Source organism: Roseixanthobacter liquoris, from assembly GCF_043195135.2.
Classification (GTDB): Bacteria; Pseudomonadota; Alphaproteobacteria; order Rhizobiales; family Xanthobacteraceae; genus NCEH01.
The window spans coordinates 1,316,553-1,333,032 of the sequence record NZ_CM195537.1; the positions used below are offsets into that span (position 1 = coordinate 1,316,553).

The 16,480-nt window shown below is 67.7% G+C and carries 9 protein-coding genes and 1 tRNA gene; 1 reads left to right on the forward strand and 9 read right to left on the reverse strand.

Annotated elements, in window-relative coordinates; translation table 11 throughout:
• Positions 1-63 precede the first annotated feature (63 nt).
• From V5F84_RS05970 to V5F84_RS06010, 9 genes are all read right to left on the reverse strand, one after another.
• Entirely contained in the window at positions 64-1,950 is a 1,887-nt protein-coding gene (locus V5F84_RS05970; protein ID WP_394042353.1) for an aminopeptidase P family protein, read from the reverse strand.
• Between the two features lie 57 nt (positions 1,951-2,007).
• On the reverse strand, positions 2,008-3,171 hold the full coding sequence (locus V5F84_RS05975) for a GGDEF domain-containing protein (RefSeq protein WP_394042352.1): 1,164 nt from the start codon (positions 3,169-3,171) through the stop codon (positions 2,008-2,010).
• Positions 3,172-3,336: 165 nt separating this feature from the next.
• The gene (locus tag V5F84_RS05980) at positions 3,337-6,807 is read right to left on the reverse strand and encodes an NfrA family protein (RefSeq protein WP_394042351.1); all 3,471 of its coding nucleotides are present in this window, start codon (positions 6,805-6,807) and stop codon (positions 3,337-3,339) included.
• 194 nt (positions 6,808-7,001) lie between these two features.
• Complete coding sequence (locus V5F84_RS05985; RefSeq protein ID WP_394042350.1) at positions 7,002-7,988, reverse strand: alginate O-acetyltransferase AlgX-related protein; 987 nt, start codon at positions 7,986-7,988, stop codon at positions 7,002-7,004.
• The gene (locus tag V5F84_RS05990; RefSeq protein ID WP_394042349.1) at positions 7,985-9,064 is read right to left on the reverse strand and encodes an alginate O-acetyltransferase AlgX-related protein; all 1,080 of its coding nucleotides are present in this window, start codon (positions 9,062-9,064) and stop codon (positions 7,985-7,987) included. Before V5F84_RS05990 ends, V5F84_RS05985 begins: the two co-directional genes overlap by 4 nt.
• 15 nt (positions 9,065-9,079) lie before the next feature.
• On the reverse strand, positions 9,080-10,465 hold the full coding sequence (locus tag V5F84_RS05995; RefSeq protein WP_394042348.1) for an MBOAT family O-acyltransferase: 1,386 nt from the start codon (positions 10,463-10,465) through the stop codon (positions 9,080-9,082).
• Between the two features lie 24 nt (positions 10,466-10,489).
• Positions 10,490-11,176, reverse strand: coding sequence for an alginate O-acetyltransferase AlgF (locus V5F84_RS06000; RefSeq protein ID WP_394042347.1), 687 nt, complete (start codon positions 11,174-11,176; stop codon positions 10,490-10,492).
• 28 nt (positions 11,177-11,204) lie between these two features.
• Complete coding sequence (locus tag V5F84_RS06005) at positions 11,205-13,322, reverse strand: glycosyl transferase family protein (protein ID WP_394042346.1); 2,118 nt, start codon at positions 13,320-13,322, stop codon at positions 11,205-11,207.
• Between the two features lie 25 nt (positions 13,323-13,347).
• On the reverse strand, positions 13,348-15,741 hold the full coding sequence (locus V5F84_RS06010; protein ID WP_394042345.1) for a hypothetical protein: 2,394 nt from the start codon (positions 15,739-15,741) through the stop codon (positions 13,348-13,350).
• 633 nt (positions 15,742-16,374) lie between these two features.
• Between V5F84_RS06010 and V5F84_RS06015 the strand changes: the two genes are divergently transcribed.
• Positions 16,375-16,449, forward strand: a tRNA-Gly gene (locus V5F84_RS06015).
• Positions 16,450-16,480: the final 31 nt, after the last annotated feature.

The following is a 16,480-nucleotide window of genomic DNA, read 5'->3' on the forward strand; positions in this document are numbered from 1 at the left end:
CCTCTGACTGCCATGACAACGCCTGATTCCGCGAAATGGTTCCCGTTTTGGCGCAAGCGACGACTATAAGGCCGGGGTCGCGTCCTGGGAGAGGGGCGATGTGGCCCGCAGCAGCCACGCGCAGGTTTCCGCCTCCAGCAGCGGCCCCACCCGGACGGCCACCTCCGCATGGTAGGAATTGATCCACTCGATTTCGGTTTTCGTCAGCAGATCCAAGGCGATAAGCCGCTTTTCAAAGGGTGCGAGGGTGAGCGTCTCGAAGCCCAGGCTCGGCCGGTCCCCACCTTCGGGATGGCGCGGCTCCACCAGGATGAGATTCTCCAGCCGGATGCCGTAGGCATTTGATTTATAATAGCCGGGCTCATTCGAGAGGATCATGCCCGCCTTCAGCGGCACATGGCCGAGCTTGGAGATGCGCGCCGGCCCCTCGTGCACCGACAGCCCCGCGCCGACCCCGTGTCCGGTGCCATGATCGAAGTCAAGCCCTTGAGACCAAAGAAATTGTCGCGCCAGCGGGTCGAGCTGCGCGCCGCTCACGCCCACCGGGAAGACGGCGCGGGCGAGGGCGATATGACCTTTCAGGACCAAGGTGAAATGCCGGCGCATCTGCGCCGTCGGCTCTCCCACCACGAGGGTGCGGGTGACGTCCGTCGTGCCGTCGGGATATTGCGCGCCGGAATCCAGGAGAAATAATTCTCCTTTGTTTATCAATCTGTTGGTTTCCCTGGTGACGCGATAATGCACGATCGCGCCGTTCGGCCCGGCGCCGGAAATGGTGGGAAAGGACACATCGTTCAGCGGCCCGCTGCGCCGGCGGAAGGTCTCCAGCGCCTCCACCGCGCGGATCTCGCTCACCGTGCCGGTGGGGGCAACCTCTTCGAACCAATGGAGAAAGCGCGCCAGGGCAACGCCGTCGCGCAGATGCGCCGCGCGCATGCCCTCGATCTCCGCCGCATTCTTCACCGCCTTCAGCAGGGTGATGGGGTCCGCCCCTTTCGAGACGGTTCCTCCCGCCTGCTCAATGGCTTGCGCCAAGGCCACCGGCGCGGTCGCCTGGTCCACGCGGATCGTGCGCCCGGCCGCGAAGGTGGCGAGCCGGCTTGCCAGGGCGTCTTCATCGGCAATATCGGCCACATCCTCCAGCTGCGCGCGTACCGCATTGGAGAGCTTTTCCGGCGCGACGAACAGTTCCGGCCGCCCCTCCGCCGGCACCAGCGACCAGGCGAGCACCAGCGGCGTATGGCTCACGTCGGCGCCGCGCAGATTGAACAGCCAAGCCGTGGCGTGGGGATCGGAAATCAAGGCGCCGTCGACCTTTTCCGCCGCCAGCGCCCCCTGGACGCGGGCCAGTTTCTCCTGCGCGCTGGCGCCGGCGCGGGCGTCGTCCAGGAGGCGCGCGGGGGCGCGCGGCGGAGCCGGGCGGTCGGTCCAGAGCGCCGCGATGGGGTCGTTCGCCACCGCGACCAGGATGCCGCCGGCCTTCGCGACCGCCTGGGAGAGCTTGTCCTTCATGTCCAGGGTGGAACGCCAGGGGTCGAACCCCAGCGAGGCGCCCTTGGGCAGATGCGCGGCGATCCAGCGTTCCGGGGTGATGTCGGCCAGGGGCTCCACGGTGAAGGCGGTGCCATCCACCTGCGCCGGCGCCTGGAGGGTGTAGCGGCCGTCGACGAACAGGGCCGCCTCGTCCTTCAGCACCACGCACAGGCCGGCCGAGCCGGTGAAGCCGGTGAGCCAGGCCAGGCGCTCCTCGCCCGGCGCCACATATTCGTTCTGGTGCGCATCGGCGCGCGGGATCACATAGCCGTCGAGCCCGCGGGCGGTGAGTTCGGCGCGCAGGGCGGCGAGGCGCGCCGGGCCCAGCCGGCCGTCGGCCGTATCCTCAAACGTTTGGTAGAGCGCTGAAAAATCAGCGGGATCGGAATCGGCGGCGGCGGGCAGGATGTGTGACATGCGGTATTTTAGGAGCGAAGCGCCGCGCCTGCAATTCGTCCCGTCCCCGGCGCGGGCTTATTGGGTCTGCCCGGCGGCGAAACAGCGGTTACGCCCCGCCTTCTTGGCGGCATAGAGCGCGACATCGGCCCGCGCGAGCAATTTGCGCAGCGGCTCGGGCGGGCGATATTGCGCGATGCCGAAACTGGCGGTCACCACCCGCGTGTCCGGCACGGAATCGAAGCGGGTGCTCTCCAGCAGCGCGCGCACGCGCTCGGCAAACTGGCGCGCCCCTTCCACATCCGCCCCGGTGAGCAGGATGGCGAACTCCTCGCCCCCGATGCGGCCGATCACGTCTTCCGCCCGCATGGTGTTGAGCAGCAGCGCGCCGAACTCCTTCAGCACGGCGTCGCCCGCCCCGTGGCCATAGGTGTCGTTCAGCGATTTGAAATGATCGATATCGCAGGAAATCAGGCTGACCTGCCGCCCCGCCGCCTGCGCCATGTGCGCGCCGGCGATGCGCTCGAAACCGCGCCGGTTCAGCAGGCGGGTGAGCAGATCGGTGTCGCGGTCGCGTTCCATGTCGCCGAGCATGTCGGCGACCGTGGCCGCGAGCAGCGTCAGCGCCATGATCGCACCGAAGATGGCGAGGCTCACCTGGAGCGCGAGCCAGAACGTCGAGCGCCCGAAGGTGCCGGGCACGCTGCCGAGTTCGGGATCGATGGTGGCCGTGGTGCGGATGAAAAAATGGAAGGCGAACGCCACCAGCACCCAATACAGGAAACGATCGATGAACGGACCCGAGGCTAAACCCACGAGGCGCATGCAGACATACAGGAAAACGAATCCATACCCGAAGTTCAGAATATAAATGCGGGCGATCAGGCTGGGTTCTATATAGAAAAAATACCAGATCGGCACCATGATCGCCGTGAAGATGACAATCATGGCGACAGCGCTCATGCGCTGCCCGGCCCGCTGAAGGACACCGTTGCTGATGATGACCACGCTGGTCGTGTAAAGCAGGGCGGAGAGAATGGCGTTCTGGCCGAAATCTGCAGGCCACAAGGCGATTTGGACGATCGCCGCCAAGCTGTAGATGAAGCATCCGGCCGAGAACAGCAGGATATAATTGCGAGAGCCGCCGAAAGCCCACAATCCCAGAAAACAGAAGGAAAACAGCGCCAATATTGCCGGCCCGATCAGCGCTAATGCAAAATAGGTATCGGGGGCGGGAGACATCTGTGTGTAAGGCTCTGCCTGTTCGCTGGGCGTGCCTTATTCTTGTACCGGGTTCGCGCGGGCGGGGGAAGTGGGCCTCGTGTATCCGTTTGACCCTACAACCCGCGTGCGGAGCGGGCCCGGCGGCGGGTCCGCCGGGCGAAGGCACGCCGCATCCGGGCGCGGTCAGTACGACACGAACGCTCCGGCGAAGAGACCCTCGCCGCGGCTGTCGCCGGCCAGCTTGAAGCGGTATTGGGCCGTCAGATCCACGTAGGACATGGGGGCGGTGTATTTGTCCTCGCGGAACCACCAGCGCAGGTTGACGCCGGGGCCGGCGCCGAGCGTGCCCGGTGTGTTGAGCACCGAATCATAGGCTCCGCCCACCGCCAGGAACGGGGTGACGATGAGATTGTCGTTCACCGGCTTCACCCGGAAGGAATGGCCCCAGCGGAATTCGAAGCTGCTGACCGATTCGGGAAGCTCGACGTAATAATTGGTGTCGGCGTAGAACTGCCAGTAGTTCCAGTCGTTCACGTCCACCCGCAGGTCGCTGCCCTCGCCGTTGGAATAGGCGGCGCGCAGCAGCCAGTCGTTGCGGGAATAAGTGCCGATCGGGAACAGGCGGCTCGCCTCCAGCACCAGGTTCTGGTCCTTCAGCGGCTTCCAGCGCACGCCGACGCTGCCCTGCATGGTATCGACGCCGGTGGGGCCTCCGCTCTGGTCGTAGAGCGTCGTGAACACGCGGCCGAACACCTCCACCAGCGCGCCGTCGCGATACCCGATGCCGGGCGGGCGCCAATAGACTTCCGCCCCCGACTGGATCGTGTGGCCGCCACCGCCCGGCGGCGGCGCGAGCGGCGACCCGGGCATGACGCCCACCGCGCCGTAGCTCACCGAGGCATAGGCGCCCCAGGTGCGTTCCAGCTCGCCCACCTCGCGCCGCAGGCCGAACACGGTCTGCGCCGGCAGGGGAAGGGCGCCGTCCGCATGGGCGTCGATGGCCCGCTTGAACAGGGCCGCCGATTCCTCATTGTGATATTCGTGCTTGGCGGCATAGGCGGCATCCACCAGCACCATGCCGCGCCGCAGCCCGGTGGTGGAATCCACCTGGTGGAAATATTTGTACGCGGTCGCCGTATCGCCGGACTGGTTGGCGAGATAGGCGATGTCGAGCGGCTGCATGGCGCGCAGCTCGCCGGTGGCCAGCGCCTGCTGGAACCGCGCCTTGGCCTCGTCCTTGCGGCCGAGCGCCACCAGTTCGCCGATCACGGCGCTGGCGATATTGGCCCGGTCGGTGGGGGTGCGGGCGAGGCGATAGGCGAACTCGAAGGTTTCCAGCGCTTCCTCGTGGCGGCCGAGCGCCTGCAGGGCGAAGCCGCGGCGGGCGACCACGTCATAGCTGCGCTCGCGGCCGAGGGGGGCGAGGGCGTCGAGAGCCGCCTGCGGGTCCTTGGCGCCCATATAGGCGTCCACCAGCGCGAGCCGCACGCCGCGCACGTCCGCCGCCGGCAGGCGCCCGCTGCGCAAAGCGGCGGAGAAATCGGCTGCCGCGCCGCCATAGCGGCTCAGCCGCTGGCGGATATAGCCGCGCTGCACCACCAGCGTGACCTCGCCGGGGAAGGCCGCGATGGCCTGGGTGGCCGCCGTCTCCGCCTCTCCGGTCCGCCCGGCGGTGGAGAGCGCGTTGATCAGGAACTGGCGATAGGTGATGTTGCGCGGCGAGAGTTCCACCGCGCGGCGCGCCTCGCTGATGGCGAGGGAATAATTGCGGGCTTTCAGCGCGCGGATCGAGGCGTCGGCGGCTTCATAGCCGGGATCGCTCGGGACTCCGGTGCCGGCGTTCGTGCCGCCCGCAAACACCGAGCAGATGATGCCGTAATTGGTGGACTGGCACAGCGGCACCGGCGCCGCCAGGGCGGGGCGCTGGCGGTTCGGGTTGGCCAGCATCGCCTCGGCGGTCTTGCGGAAGCTTTCCACATCCGCATTCTTCACGTCGTCGAGGGCTTTGAGGATCTTGATGGCGTCGTCCGGCTTGCCGGCCGCGAGCGCGGCATTGGCGGCGATCAGGCTGTAGTTGAGGATTTCCTGGTCGGTGAGGACGTTGGAGGCCAGCACCTTGTCGAAATCCTGCACCGCGCCGGCCCGGTTGCCGGTGGCCTGGAGCAGATAGGCGCGCAGGATGCGCGGCAGGACGTCGTTCTCGTCCTCCTCCACCGCGCTCGCGGCGGCGGCGGCGGCTTCCTTGGTCTGGCCGGCGGCCATCAGCGCCTGGATCAGCACGATGCGGAACACCATGGCGTGCGGCGCCTGCTGCACCGCCTTCTTGGCCGATTCGACGGCGGCCTTGGGGTTCTTCTCCGCCATCTGCTTCAGCGCCAGCACGGCGGAAGGTTCGCCGAGGCGCGTCTGCGCCATGCCGCGCAGGCCGAGCAGGGCCGGATCATCCTCGCCCGCCGCGATCGCCTCGCCGATGGCGGCATCGAGGGCGGCGAACTGGTTGGAGCGCTCCAGCGTATCGATCAGCAGGCGCCGCCAGGCGGCGTTGGAGGGGCTGACCGCCAGCGCCTCGCGAATGCGCTTTTCCGCCAACGCGTAATTGCCGTCCGCATAGGCCTTATAGGCTTCGTCGGCGGCCTTGAATCCGGGATTGGCGACCCCGCCCGCGCCCGGCGGCGTGGTGGCGGGCACCAGCGTGCAGGCCGGCCCATAGGGCGTGTCGCGGCATTTCTGATAGGGCACCGGCAGCGTCTTGAAGGCATCCTTCGGCACGATGCTCGGGGTTGCGTCCTGCGCGCTCGCAGCGTCGCGGCGCGCCTTCACCGCCGGGTCCTGGGTATCGCCCAGCGGATCGAGGATCTTCAGGGCGCGGCGCGGATTTCCCGCAGCGATGGCGGCGTCGGCGATCACCAGGCGCACGTCGCGCGCGTCGGGGCCGGTCAGCACCTCGTCGGTCAGCGCGGTGTCGAAATCCTGGTTCGCCTCGTTGATGCGGCCGAGGCGCTCGCGCAAATAGCCGCGCAGCACCTGCGGCAGGAAGGATTTGGGATCGACCGCAATGGCCGCGGTCGCGGCCTGCTCCGCGGCCTCGATCTGGTCGTCGGCGATCAGGGCATAGATCAGCAGCACCCGGTAGCTGAGATCATCGGGCACCAGGGCGATGGCCTTGCGAATCTCGGCGAGCGCCGCCTTCGGGTTGCGCGCTTCCAAGGCTTTGTTGGCGGCGAGCGAGGGCGCCTGGGCGAGCACCTTGCTCTGGCTGCGCAGGCGCGCCGTGATGGTGGGGTCCTGGACCCCGGCGGCGATGGCGTCCTTCGCGGCGGCGACGGAATCCGCGACATTGCCCTGGGCGTCGAGCGCATCCATCAGCAGGAGCCAGAGCCGGGCGACATCCGGCCGCAAGCGCAGCGCCTCGCGCGCCTGGGTGGCGGCGGTGGCATAGTCCTTGGCCTGATAGGCCGCATAGGCCTTGTCGGCGGCGGTCCATGCCGGCCCGACGAGGGCCGGTTCCTGGGCGAGCGCGGGCGTGTGTGCGACCAACGCTATGCCGCTGACCGTCATCGCCAGCATGGCGGCGGCGGTAACCCTGCGCACGCGCCCCATCGCCTGGAGGCGCATGGGGCGGCTGATCTCGGAGAGATGAATCGCGGTAGTCATGAGCCTACCGTCGATTATTAAGGTTAAATCGCAGTTAAGGTTGTTTTTTAAGCGCGATCTGCCGTGCTTCGCTTTCTGTTAACTTTTATCAACGCCTAAATACTTTTTAAGCGACAGTGTTTAGGAAATTGAAAGGTCTTGTTTACGTTCTGTAAACGAGTGTTTACGAATGATGAACAAGGGAGGTCCTGCCCTTACTTGGCGACTGCCGCCGTCATGCGGTCCCGCCAGGTCTGCGGGGCGATGATGGAGGGGGCATCCCATTGTCCGGTCGCGTCCGGGCCGCTGTGGAACTGCCCCTCGTTGAACTGCCACACGATCACCTGCGGCGGCTGCTTGGCGAAGCCGGGGGAGCCGACATATTGCAGGAACGTGAACCACGGCCCGATATTGCCGACGTTCCAGGTCAGCGACACCGGCCGGTCGAGCGCGTTGGAGAGCTTCTGCGGGAAGCCGAGATAGGGCTGGACGAAGCTGTTGCCCACCACGTGCACGGGCGCGGGCGCGGCATCGAGAAGGCCCTTCTTGTCCTCCGGCGGAACCCGCACGGTGTACAGGTCCGGCCCCACGGCCTTCTGCTGCTCGGGCGAGAGGAAGCGCTGGGCGAGATCGCCGAGATTGCGCTGCGTGACCCATTCGCCCAGCTTGTCGCCGGTCCCGGCGGCGCCGGAGAGCTTGACGCTGGCCTTGATCACCTGGGCGACGACGCCGGCGGCGGCTTCCGCCGACCAGGCGGTCCAGTGATAGTCCGCGCGGAAGAAGGTGGTCTGCTTGCCGGTCTCCACCGATTTCAGCGCCGGACGCAGGTCGATGGCCTCAAGCCCGCTCTGCTTCAGCTGGGCCAGGATGAAATCATAGCGCGCCTTCACGTCGGCGGAGACCGCCGTGCCGTCCGGCAGCTTGTCGGGATAGAAATTGGCCTTCAGCGGCACCACCAGCGGCACCAGCACGATGTTGCGCGCCGCGAGGCGGTCCTTGGTGTCCTTGATCAGCTGGACCACCTTCTGGATGCCGGCGGTGTCCGAGGTGGTGAGGCTTTCCCAGCCGGGAAACAGCCAGCCGCCCTTGCCCATGATGATGATCGGCCCGTCGGCGGCCCTGGCCGGCAGGCCGGGCACGGCCGCGCCCGCGAGCAGGGCGGCTGCGGCGAGAAGGGCGCGGCGGCGCGTCACAAGCATCATGGAAGGTCCCTTTCGAGATAGCGTCGTTCGGCATCGGTGAGCGGCTGGGTCAGGGCGCGAACCGGCCATTCCCATACAACAAGCTTGGTGCGCTGGAGCAGGTCCGCATGCGTGTCCAGAAGATCCAGGATGGCGCCGGCAAAGCCGCCGCCCGCGAGGCTGCGCTGGACCACTTCGCGGGCGAGCGCCGCCTGAAGCGATTCCAGGAACCCCGAGTTCAGCGAATAGGATGAGCCCGCCAGGATTATGGCGGGCACGGGCGCATCGTCGAGCAGGCCGCCGGCGCGCTTCCACGAGGCCGTGATATCGCGGGTTTCGTCGGGAGCCGGGCCGAAAATGTCGGCGGTGCGCACGAGGTTTGCGAGCCGCATGAGATCGCCGGGGCGCGGATGCACCGGCCCCTCGGCGAGCGTCACCGGATTTGTCCCGGCGCCGAGCATGGCATTGACCACGGCCGCCGTCCGCTTCGCGGCGAAGCGGGCCCCCATGGCGTTCCAATGGGTGTCGGTGCGCAGGAAGCCGGGCAGGGGCCAGTCCGGCGTCAGGGTCACCTGGCGCAGGCCGCCGCCGTTGGAATAGGCGCGCCAGGCGGCGAGCCGGTTGCGCGCCTGCTCCGCCACCGGCAGGCCGCAGGTCTGCGCGCGCGCCAGATCCACCTTGTCCGGCACCGGCACCAGCACCAGCGCCACGCCGCGCTTGGTAAGGTCGGCGGCGATCTTGCGCGCCAGCCGCACGCGGGCGGAGAGGAAGGTATCGCCGCCGCGGACTTCCAGCATTTCCTCGGCGAGGAACAGCCAGTTGGCGCAGCCCGCGCGCACCTGCGGGCCGGCATCGCCGATCGAAGCATAGAGCGCGCCCGCCACCGCGCCGTCCAGCGCTTCGCTGCGCGGGACGCCGGTCGCGAACGTGCGGTCGAAGGTGGCGGTGAAATGGCCGTTGAGCAGCGTGGATGCGGAGAGCGGCGCATAGGCGGCGCGCGCCTGTTCGCTCCACAGATGGGGCACGCTTGCCGCCATGCCGCCGAAGCAGACCAGCAGGAAGGCCGCGGCGTAGACGAGGTGGAGTTTCGCGCGCATCGCCGTCTCCCCCGCTCAGAACTGGAAATACAGGAAGGGCACGACGGTGCGCCCCTGCAGCACCCACACCGCCACCAGCCACAGCGGCAGCGCCGACCACAGGCGCACCACGGCGCCGAAGCGCGCCGCCGGCGCGCTGAACCGGCCGACCAGCGGCACATAGACCATGACGATGCCCAGCAGCAGCGTCGCGACGATGGTGGGATGCAGGGTGGCCAGGAACTCCTGCGACGGCGCCATCCCGTTCGCCCCCATCAGGCCGTTGAGGGCGATGGAGAATTCGTCCCAGGTCTGGGCGCGGAACAGCAGCCATCCGAACATCACGAACGCCAGCGTCGTCACATGGCCGATCACCGCCGGCGCCTTCGGGAGGCCGGCGGCGGCGGCGAGGCGCAGCATCATGAGGCCGAGCCCGTGCCACAGGCCCCACACCAGGAAGGTCCAGCTCGCCCCGTGCCACAGCCCGCCGAGGCCCATGGTGATCATCAGGTTGACGCACAGCCGCCACAGCCCGCCGCGATTGCCGCCGAGCGGGATGTAGAGATAGTCGCGCAGCCAGGTGGACAGCGAGATGTGCCACCGGCGCCAGAATTCCGCGAGCGTGACGGAGAGATAGGGATTGTCGAAATTCTCGTGGAATTTCAGCCCCACCATCAGGCCGAGCCCGATCGCCATGGAGCTGTAGCCGGCGAAATCGAAATAGAGCTGCAAAGTATAGCCGAGCACCGCCAGGGCCACGTCCGCCGCGCTCGGATGGGCGAGCGCATAGCCGGCGTCCACCATCGGCGCGAGGGTGTCGGCGATCAGCACCTTCTGGGCGAAGCCGAGCATGAAGCGCTCCACGCCGATGGCGAATTCCGCCCGGTCGAAGGCGCGCGCGTGCAGGCGGTCCGCCACCCATTGATAGCGCACCACCGGACCCGCCACGAGGTGCCCGAACATGGATTGATAGGTGGCGTAATTGATGAAGCTGCGCTCCGCCGCCACGGTGCCGCGATACACGTCCACCGAATAGGAGATGGCGCCGAAGACGAAGAAGGACAGGCCGATGGGCAGCACGATGGCCTGCCAGCCGGTGAGCGGCGCGCCGAGCGCGATCGCGGTTCCGGCGAACAGATTGGCGTATTTGAACCAGATCAGCGCCGCGAGCGGACCGGCGATGGCGACGAACAGCGGCCAGCCGCGCTCATGCTCCGCCCGCCGGGCGATCCACAGGCCCGTGACCCACGACCAGACCGCGATGCCGACGATGAGGGGGAGAAAATCCACCCGCCACCAGGCATAGAACAGCCAGGAAAAGCCGAGCAGCGTCAGGTTGCGCCAGCGCGCCGGCGTCAGGCCGTAGGCGACCAGGAACACCGGCAGGAAGAGGAAGATGAAGCTGTCGCTGGCGAAGACCATTGCGGACCGATAGCCCTTTCGCGCTCAGTTGGCGGGGCCGCGATAGGGTTCGGTCTCATCGTTCTGGCCGGCAAGCACGGGGGCCTGCGCGGTGCCCACGAGGAACAGGCTGTAATGGTCCCCGGCCTTGAGCTGCGGCAGTTTCAGCGGCGCGGAGACCGCATCCCCGCAGCGCCCGACGAGGCTCGCTTCCACCGGATTGATCGCCCGCTGGCGGCTCGCCATGGCGGGCACCGCGTCGAACACGGTCGGCCCGTCGGCCACCGCGAGCGTGGCGGTGCAGCCGGGCGCGAGCGCGTAGAAGCGCAGCATGGCTTTCAGATCGTCCCGGCCCTCGGTGGAATCCGCCAGCGCTTCCAGGCGGAAGCCGGCGCCTTCGGGCAGCAGGACCAGGGTTGAGAATCCGTCGGCGGCGGGGCTCGCGGCGCCGGAGACCGGCTTGCCGTCCGCCGTGACGGAAACCGGCCTGCCGCCCGGCACGACGCGATAGACGCTGGCGCGGGGGCCGCCCGGACCGAGGGTCGCCTTCGCCCCTTCGCCCAGCCCCACCACCAGCGGCGCGTCGGTGGGATTGAGCACGCGCACGAAGGCCGAGCCCGCCGGGGGCTTGGCCGCATAGAGGCGCGTGAGCGGCGTCGCCTGGGCGAAAGCGTCGCCGGCCACCAGGCTCAGCAGGGCGGCGAGAACGGTGGTGCTCGGAACATGGGTCATCGAACGACATCCCATCTGGAGGGGCCGGTCATACGGCGGCCAATTGCTCGAACCGCCGCCGCTGCTCCGCCTGCGCGGTCTCGACGGCCTCGCGGGTGACGACGCCCCGCGCGACCAGATGGTCGCCGATGCGGCCGTCGCGCTCGGGACGATAATCCTCCATGGCGGCGTCGAACGCGGCCCGCTGCAGCAGGCCCTGCTCGATCAGCAGGTCCCCGAGCAGGGGCACGCTGCCCTTTTCGGTCGTCTCGAAGGTGTCGCCCTGTTCCGTCAGCAGCCGCAGGGCGGCCGCGATCTCGCTTTCGCGGGCGATCATCTGTTCGGGCGCGCCGCCGAGGACCGGCGTGAGCAGGGTGAGGACCTCCGGCTTCAGCGGACCGCCCACGGCGATGCGCGGCGTGCCGTCGTCGGCGCCGAGGAAGATGAACCGATGGCGCACGCACAGGGCAAGATCGACCAGCCGGCCGTACCGTGCGACGGTCGCCGCATCGAGATGGGCCCGCGGCAGGTCCGCCTGGGCGGAAATCGCTTCCGCCAGGGTTTCGTCGTCGAGCCAGCCCTGGAAGATCAGCAGCCGGCCGAGGGGAATGTCGCGCTCGGCTTGGAGCGTCAGGGCGTGTTCGAGGCGGGCTTCGTCCAGCACCTGCCAGGACATCAGGAGATCGCCCAGCCGGCGGCGGCGCAGCAGCAATTCGTCGGCGGTCGGGAAGGCGTGCATGGTCTTGTCCCATGTCACGGGCTGCCCGAACAGCGAGGTCCGGATGAAGATGCGCCAGGCGCGCAGGGTCGCCATGAAGTTCACGGCATTGCACACCACGAGGCGCGGCACCGAGAGCACCGCCTGTTGCCAGCCGTACAGGCGCCAGACGAAATAGCCCCGCTGGCCGATGCGCAGCAGCAGGGCGAAGGTGTTGAACCACAGGATGTAGAGAATCCAGCTGTTCTCGGTGAACAGCGGCGGGTAGCGCAGGGTCCAGGCGCCCAGCTCGGCGGCGATGTAGAAGCCGACGAAATTCAGCACCAGGAAATAGGCCAGCGTGCTGACGATGGAGGTGATGATCGACTTGCGGTCGCGCACCAGCAGGTATTTCGTCGCGAGCGAGCCCGGCCAGCCCTGCTGGCGCCAGCTCTGCAAAGCGATGCCCAGCGTCCAGCGGGCGCGCTGGCGATAGGCGGCGCGGAACGTGTCGGGGAAGTATTCCCGCACGCACAGCGGCATGTCGAGCGTGGTGGTGTGCACGCCGCTGCCCAGCCAGGAATAGCGCTTCACCTGGTACTTCACGGGGAAGCGCACGAAGATGGACCGCATGCCGAGGCGCGACAGGCGCATGCCGATGTCATAATCCTCGGTCACGCTTTCGGTGTTGAACGGCCGGTTGTTGTTGGTGTCGCAGAGCGCCAGCAGGGCGCGGCGCGAGAAGCCGGTGCCCACCCCCGCCGAGGGCACCATGCCGGAGATGCTCTCGCGCACCGGCAGGTCCTTGGCGTGCCATTCGGCGAACTCGTCCATATAGGTGCCGGCGACCAGCTCGAACCATTCGCGTTCCAGCGAGATCACCGGCAGCTGGATGAGGTCCTTGCGCGGGATCAGATAGTTGAACAGGCGCATTTCCAGCGGGTGTGTCACGTCCTCGCTGTCGTGCAGGATCACCCCGGTGAATTCCATGCCCTTTTCCTGCTCGTACAGGAAAATGGCCTGGACCACCCAGTTGAGGCAGTCGGCCTTGGAGGTGGGGCCGGGATGGGGCACCTCCACGCGTTGCAATTGCTTGATGCGCCGGCGCATGCGCTCGACTTCGACGATGGTGGCGGCGTCGTTGGGATAGGTGCCGACGAAGATCGTGTACTCGCGATAATCGAGCGTATCGACCAGCGTCTCCAGCATGCCGGCGATCACGTCCGCTTCCAGCCAGGCGGGGATCATGATCGCGAACGGCTGCTCGGGCCGCTCCAGCAATTGCTCGACGGTGAGCGGGCGATAGACGCGCTTGATGGTGAGCGCGCGATAGGTTTCGCGCACCCAGAAATAGACGTCGATGAACAGGTCATCCAGACTCGAAATCAGGATGATGATCGCGACCACGGCCGCGACCCATTCCAGGGCGGCGTAATAATCCGCCGCGCCGTAGGTGAGAAGATATGCCATCACGCAACGCCGCCTTCGTCAGGCATCACGGTTCCTCTCGCGTGCGCCGGCGTGCCCGCTGGGCGAGGACCACGAACAGCAGGAACAGCAGGATCGCCACGCCCACGGCCGCCGGTCCCCAGGCGGGACCGCGCTTGAGGAAGCTGCTGAACGCATCGCTCTCCCCGGCCGTGTCCCGCGTGAGTGTGGCCGAATTGGTGTCGAGAGTCACCGCCGGTCCCGTGGAGGCGAGCAGGCTGATGTCGCCGGCGGTCAGCAGGAACGGCTTTTTCCAGTCCGGGGCGTTGGCGCCGATGGTGCGGTAGACGAGGCCGATCTGCCGGCCCGACATCACCGCCTCGATCACGCCGAGATTGTTGAGCGAGCCCACGTCCAGCATGGTCTGCTCGTTGCTGCCGTTGATCGCGAGGCGGCTGCCTTCCACCTTCACCTTGCTCGCCACATTGCCGATCCGTGTGTCGATCGCCAGGAAGGCGCCGTCCGGGGTGATCTCGGCGCCGTCGCCGGCCACGGTGAGGATGGCGCGCTCGGGCGTCACGCCCGAGGCCACGGCGAGCGAAATCACCCGGCGCAGGGTCGCGGGGTCGCGCAGATAGGCTTGCGGGACGATGACGTTCGCGCGGGTGGCGAGGCGCGGCATGGCGCCGAAGAAATCGATGGTGGAGGGGGCATCCACCAGCACCGCGCGGCTGGACGGCAGCACCGCCACCGGGAACGCCTGGGGCGTCTCGCGGCAGCGGTCGCTCATGGGCTGGCGCTGGAACGAGATCTTCAGCACGTTGCGGGCCGCGAGCGCATAGCGCGGCACCTGGACCGGGATGCGCTCGGTGATGCCGTTGGCGGAGAGCCGCCGGGCCCCGAGCAGATAGTCGTTCAGCATGATCGAGGCGATGGGCGCGGAATCGCCCGCGCTCGGGGCGGCCGAGACGTCCACCAGGAATTCGGACGGCACGCGCCCGCCGCCCAGCAGGGTGCCGAGATCGAAGGTGGCGCTCCAGTCGCCGCGGGCGAGCACGTCGAAGGTGCCGGTGCGGCCGCCGAGGCGCGAGAGATCGATGGAGGTGACGCCGGAGAAATCGGGCGTCGTGGCGACGCGCACGTTGGCGGCGGGCACCACCAGCATCTGGCGCCACAGGTCGGATAGGACGCCCGAGGCCTGCGCCGCCGCCTGGGCGGAAATGGCGATGACCGGCTTGCCGGCGATGGTCACGAGGCGGACATTGTCGTCGCCCTGGGCAGCATTCGCCATGAGCTGGGCGCGCAGGGGCGCGAACGCGCTGGCATTGTCGGCCGAGCCGGAGCGCAGATCGTCTTCCAGGGCGCGCACGGCCTGGTCCATCTGATCGCGGATGCTCGGGTCCTCGATGACGAAATCGGCCGAGAAGCCGCCTTGCCGGGCGAGCGCGATATAGGCGCCGAGTTCGGCCCGGCTGGCGATGCGGTGGCGGCCGCCGCCGGAGAAGGCGGCGAAGGCCGGCAGCGCGGCGAGGCCGGGCGACAGCACGATGCCGGAGGTGTCCACCTCCTGCCCGACGCCGGGCATGACGGCGATGCGCGGCAGCTTGCCGGCCTGCTGGAGCACGGTGCCGATGCGCCATGCGGCGTCATAGGTCGCCTTGGAGAGTTCGCCCGGCGGGATCAGGATCACCGGGCGGGGCGGCAGCGCGCTCCAGGCGGTGGCGAGGTCGCGGATGTCCGAGGCGTTATAGGTATAAGTGAACCGTGTGGCCGGATTGAATTCCAGGATATTGCCGATGGAGCGCTCGTCGCCGCACAATTCCTGGGAGATGACCGACGACCAGGCGAGGTTCAGATTGACGAAGCCGGTCGGGCGGATGTCGCCGGAAATCGGCAGGATTTCCGAGACGATGCCCTTGTCGCCCTCCACCGGACGCGAGAATTGCGGGGTGCCGTCCACCGAGACCACATAGGTGGTATGGCCGCCGTCGCCGCGCAGATAGCGTCCGTCGAGCTTGATCTGGGCATCACGGATGCGCACGCCGGCGGGCACGGGCAGGAAGATCTCACGCCGCGCGTCCATGCCCCACAGGGAGATGGGCCGGTCGATGCCGAGGTCTTCCAGGTTCAAGCTGACGGTGATCGCGCGGTCGCTGGCGAGGCGGGCGAGCGCCGCCGTCGGGGTTTCCGGAGCCGGCGCGGCCTGGGGTGCGGGACCGGCGACCGGCTGGGCTTGCGGCGATTGCGCCTGTCCCGCGGGGGGCTGCCCGGTCTGGGCCTGCGCCGTCTGGGCTTGTCCCGTCTGGGCCTGGGCCGTCTGGACCTGGGCCGTCTGGGCCGGGGATGGGACACTGCGGGCCGGCAGGGGCTGGCTCTGGGCGCGCGCACCCGTCGCGGCATAGGCCGGAGCCATCGCCGCGATGGCAAGCAGGACCCGCAAATGACCCGTATGCTTAATCATCGTCGTGTCTCGAAAAGGAATTGTGCGGGGCGTCTTCTCGTATCGGCTCGGCTGCACTGGAAGATGGGTGTTTGAAATCCCCCACCGACAACCCCGGACGCCGCGTTCTGCTTTTAGGACTATGGACAGGAAAGTGTTGGATATCCTGTGGATAGCTAGAGCGCAAGGAGAATCAAACTTACCAGAATACCGGTGGCGGAGATTATTCCCTTGCGGCGCGGCGAATCGACCTGCGAGGGCCGTTTCGGCGTGCGTATCAGACCCCGGCCGATCGGTTTCCCGTGGTCCCATCCCTGCAATGGTGGACCTCATCTCCACGTCCCCCCGGCAGTTGCAGGTGCCGATGCCTCAGGCATCCGACCCGCAGCTGAGTTTCCGTCCGATATCCTGCCCGTGCGGCGGTCGATGTCGACCGGCCAAACGGACCTCCCGCTCCTTCTATTGCATCCCTTGGTTAAATTTTCTCCGCGCCTGCACGCATTCCGCCCGGCTTCCGCGCACCGATGCCGGGGGATGGACAGGGACGGGCGGCCTTTGCTAAAGGATGAAGCCCGCGCCGCGCTTCGCGATCGGGGTCGGCGCTGTTTTTCTCAGGCCTATTTCCTCAAGGACCCGGTTGATCCTTGCGGCGTTGCGGGCGTAGTTCAGTGGTAGAACGACAGCTTCCCAAGCTGTATGTCGTGGGTTCGATTCCCATCGCCCGCTCCATTCGATTCCCAGGTCTTTCTCAGGAATCCGG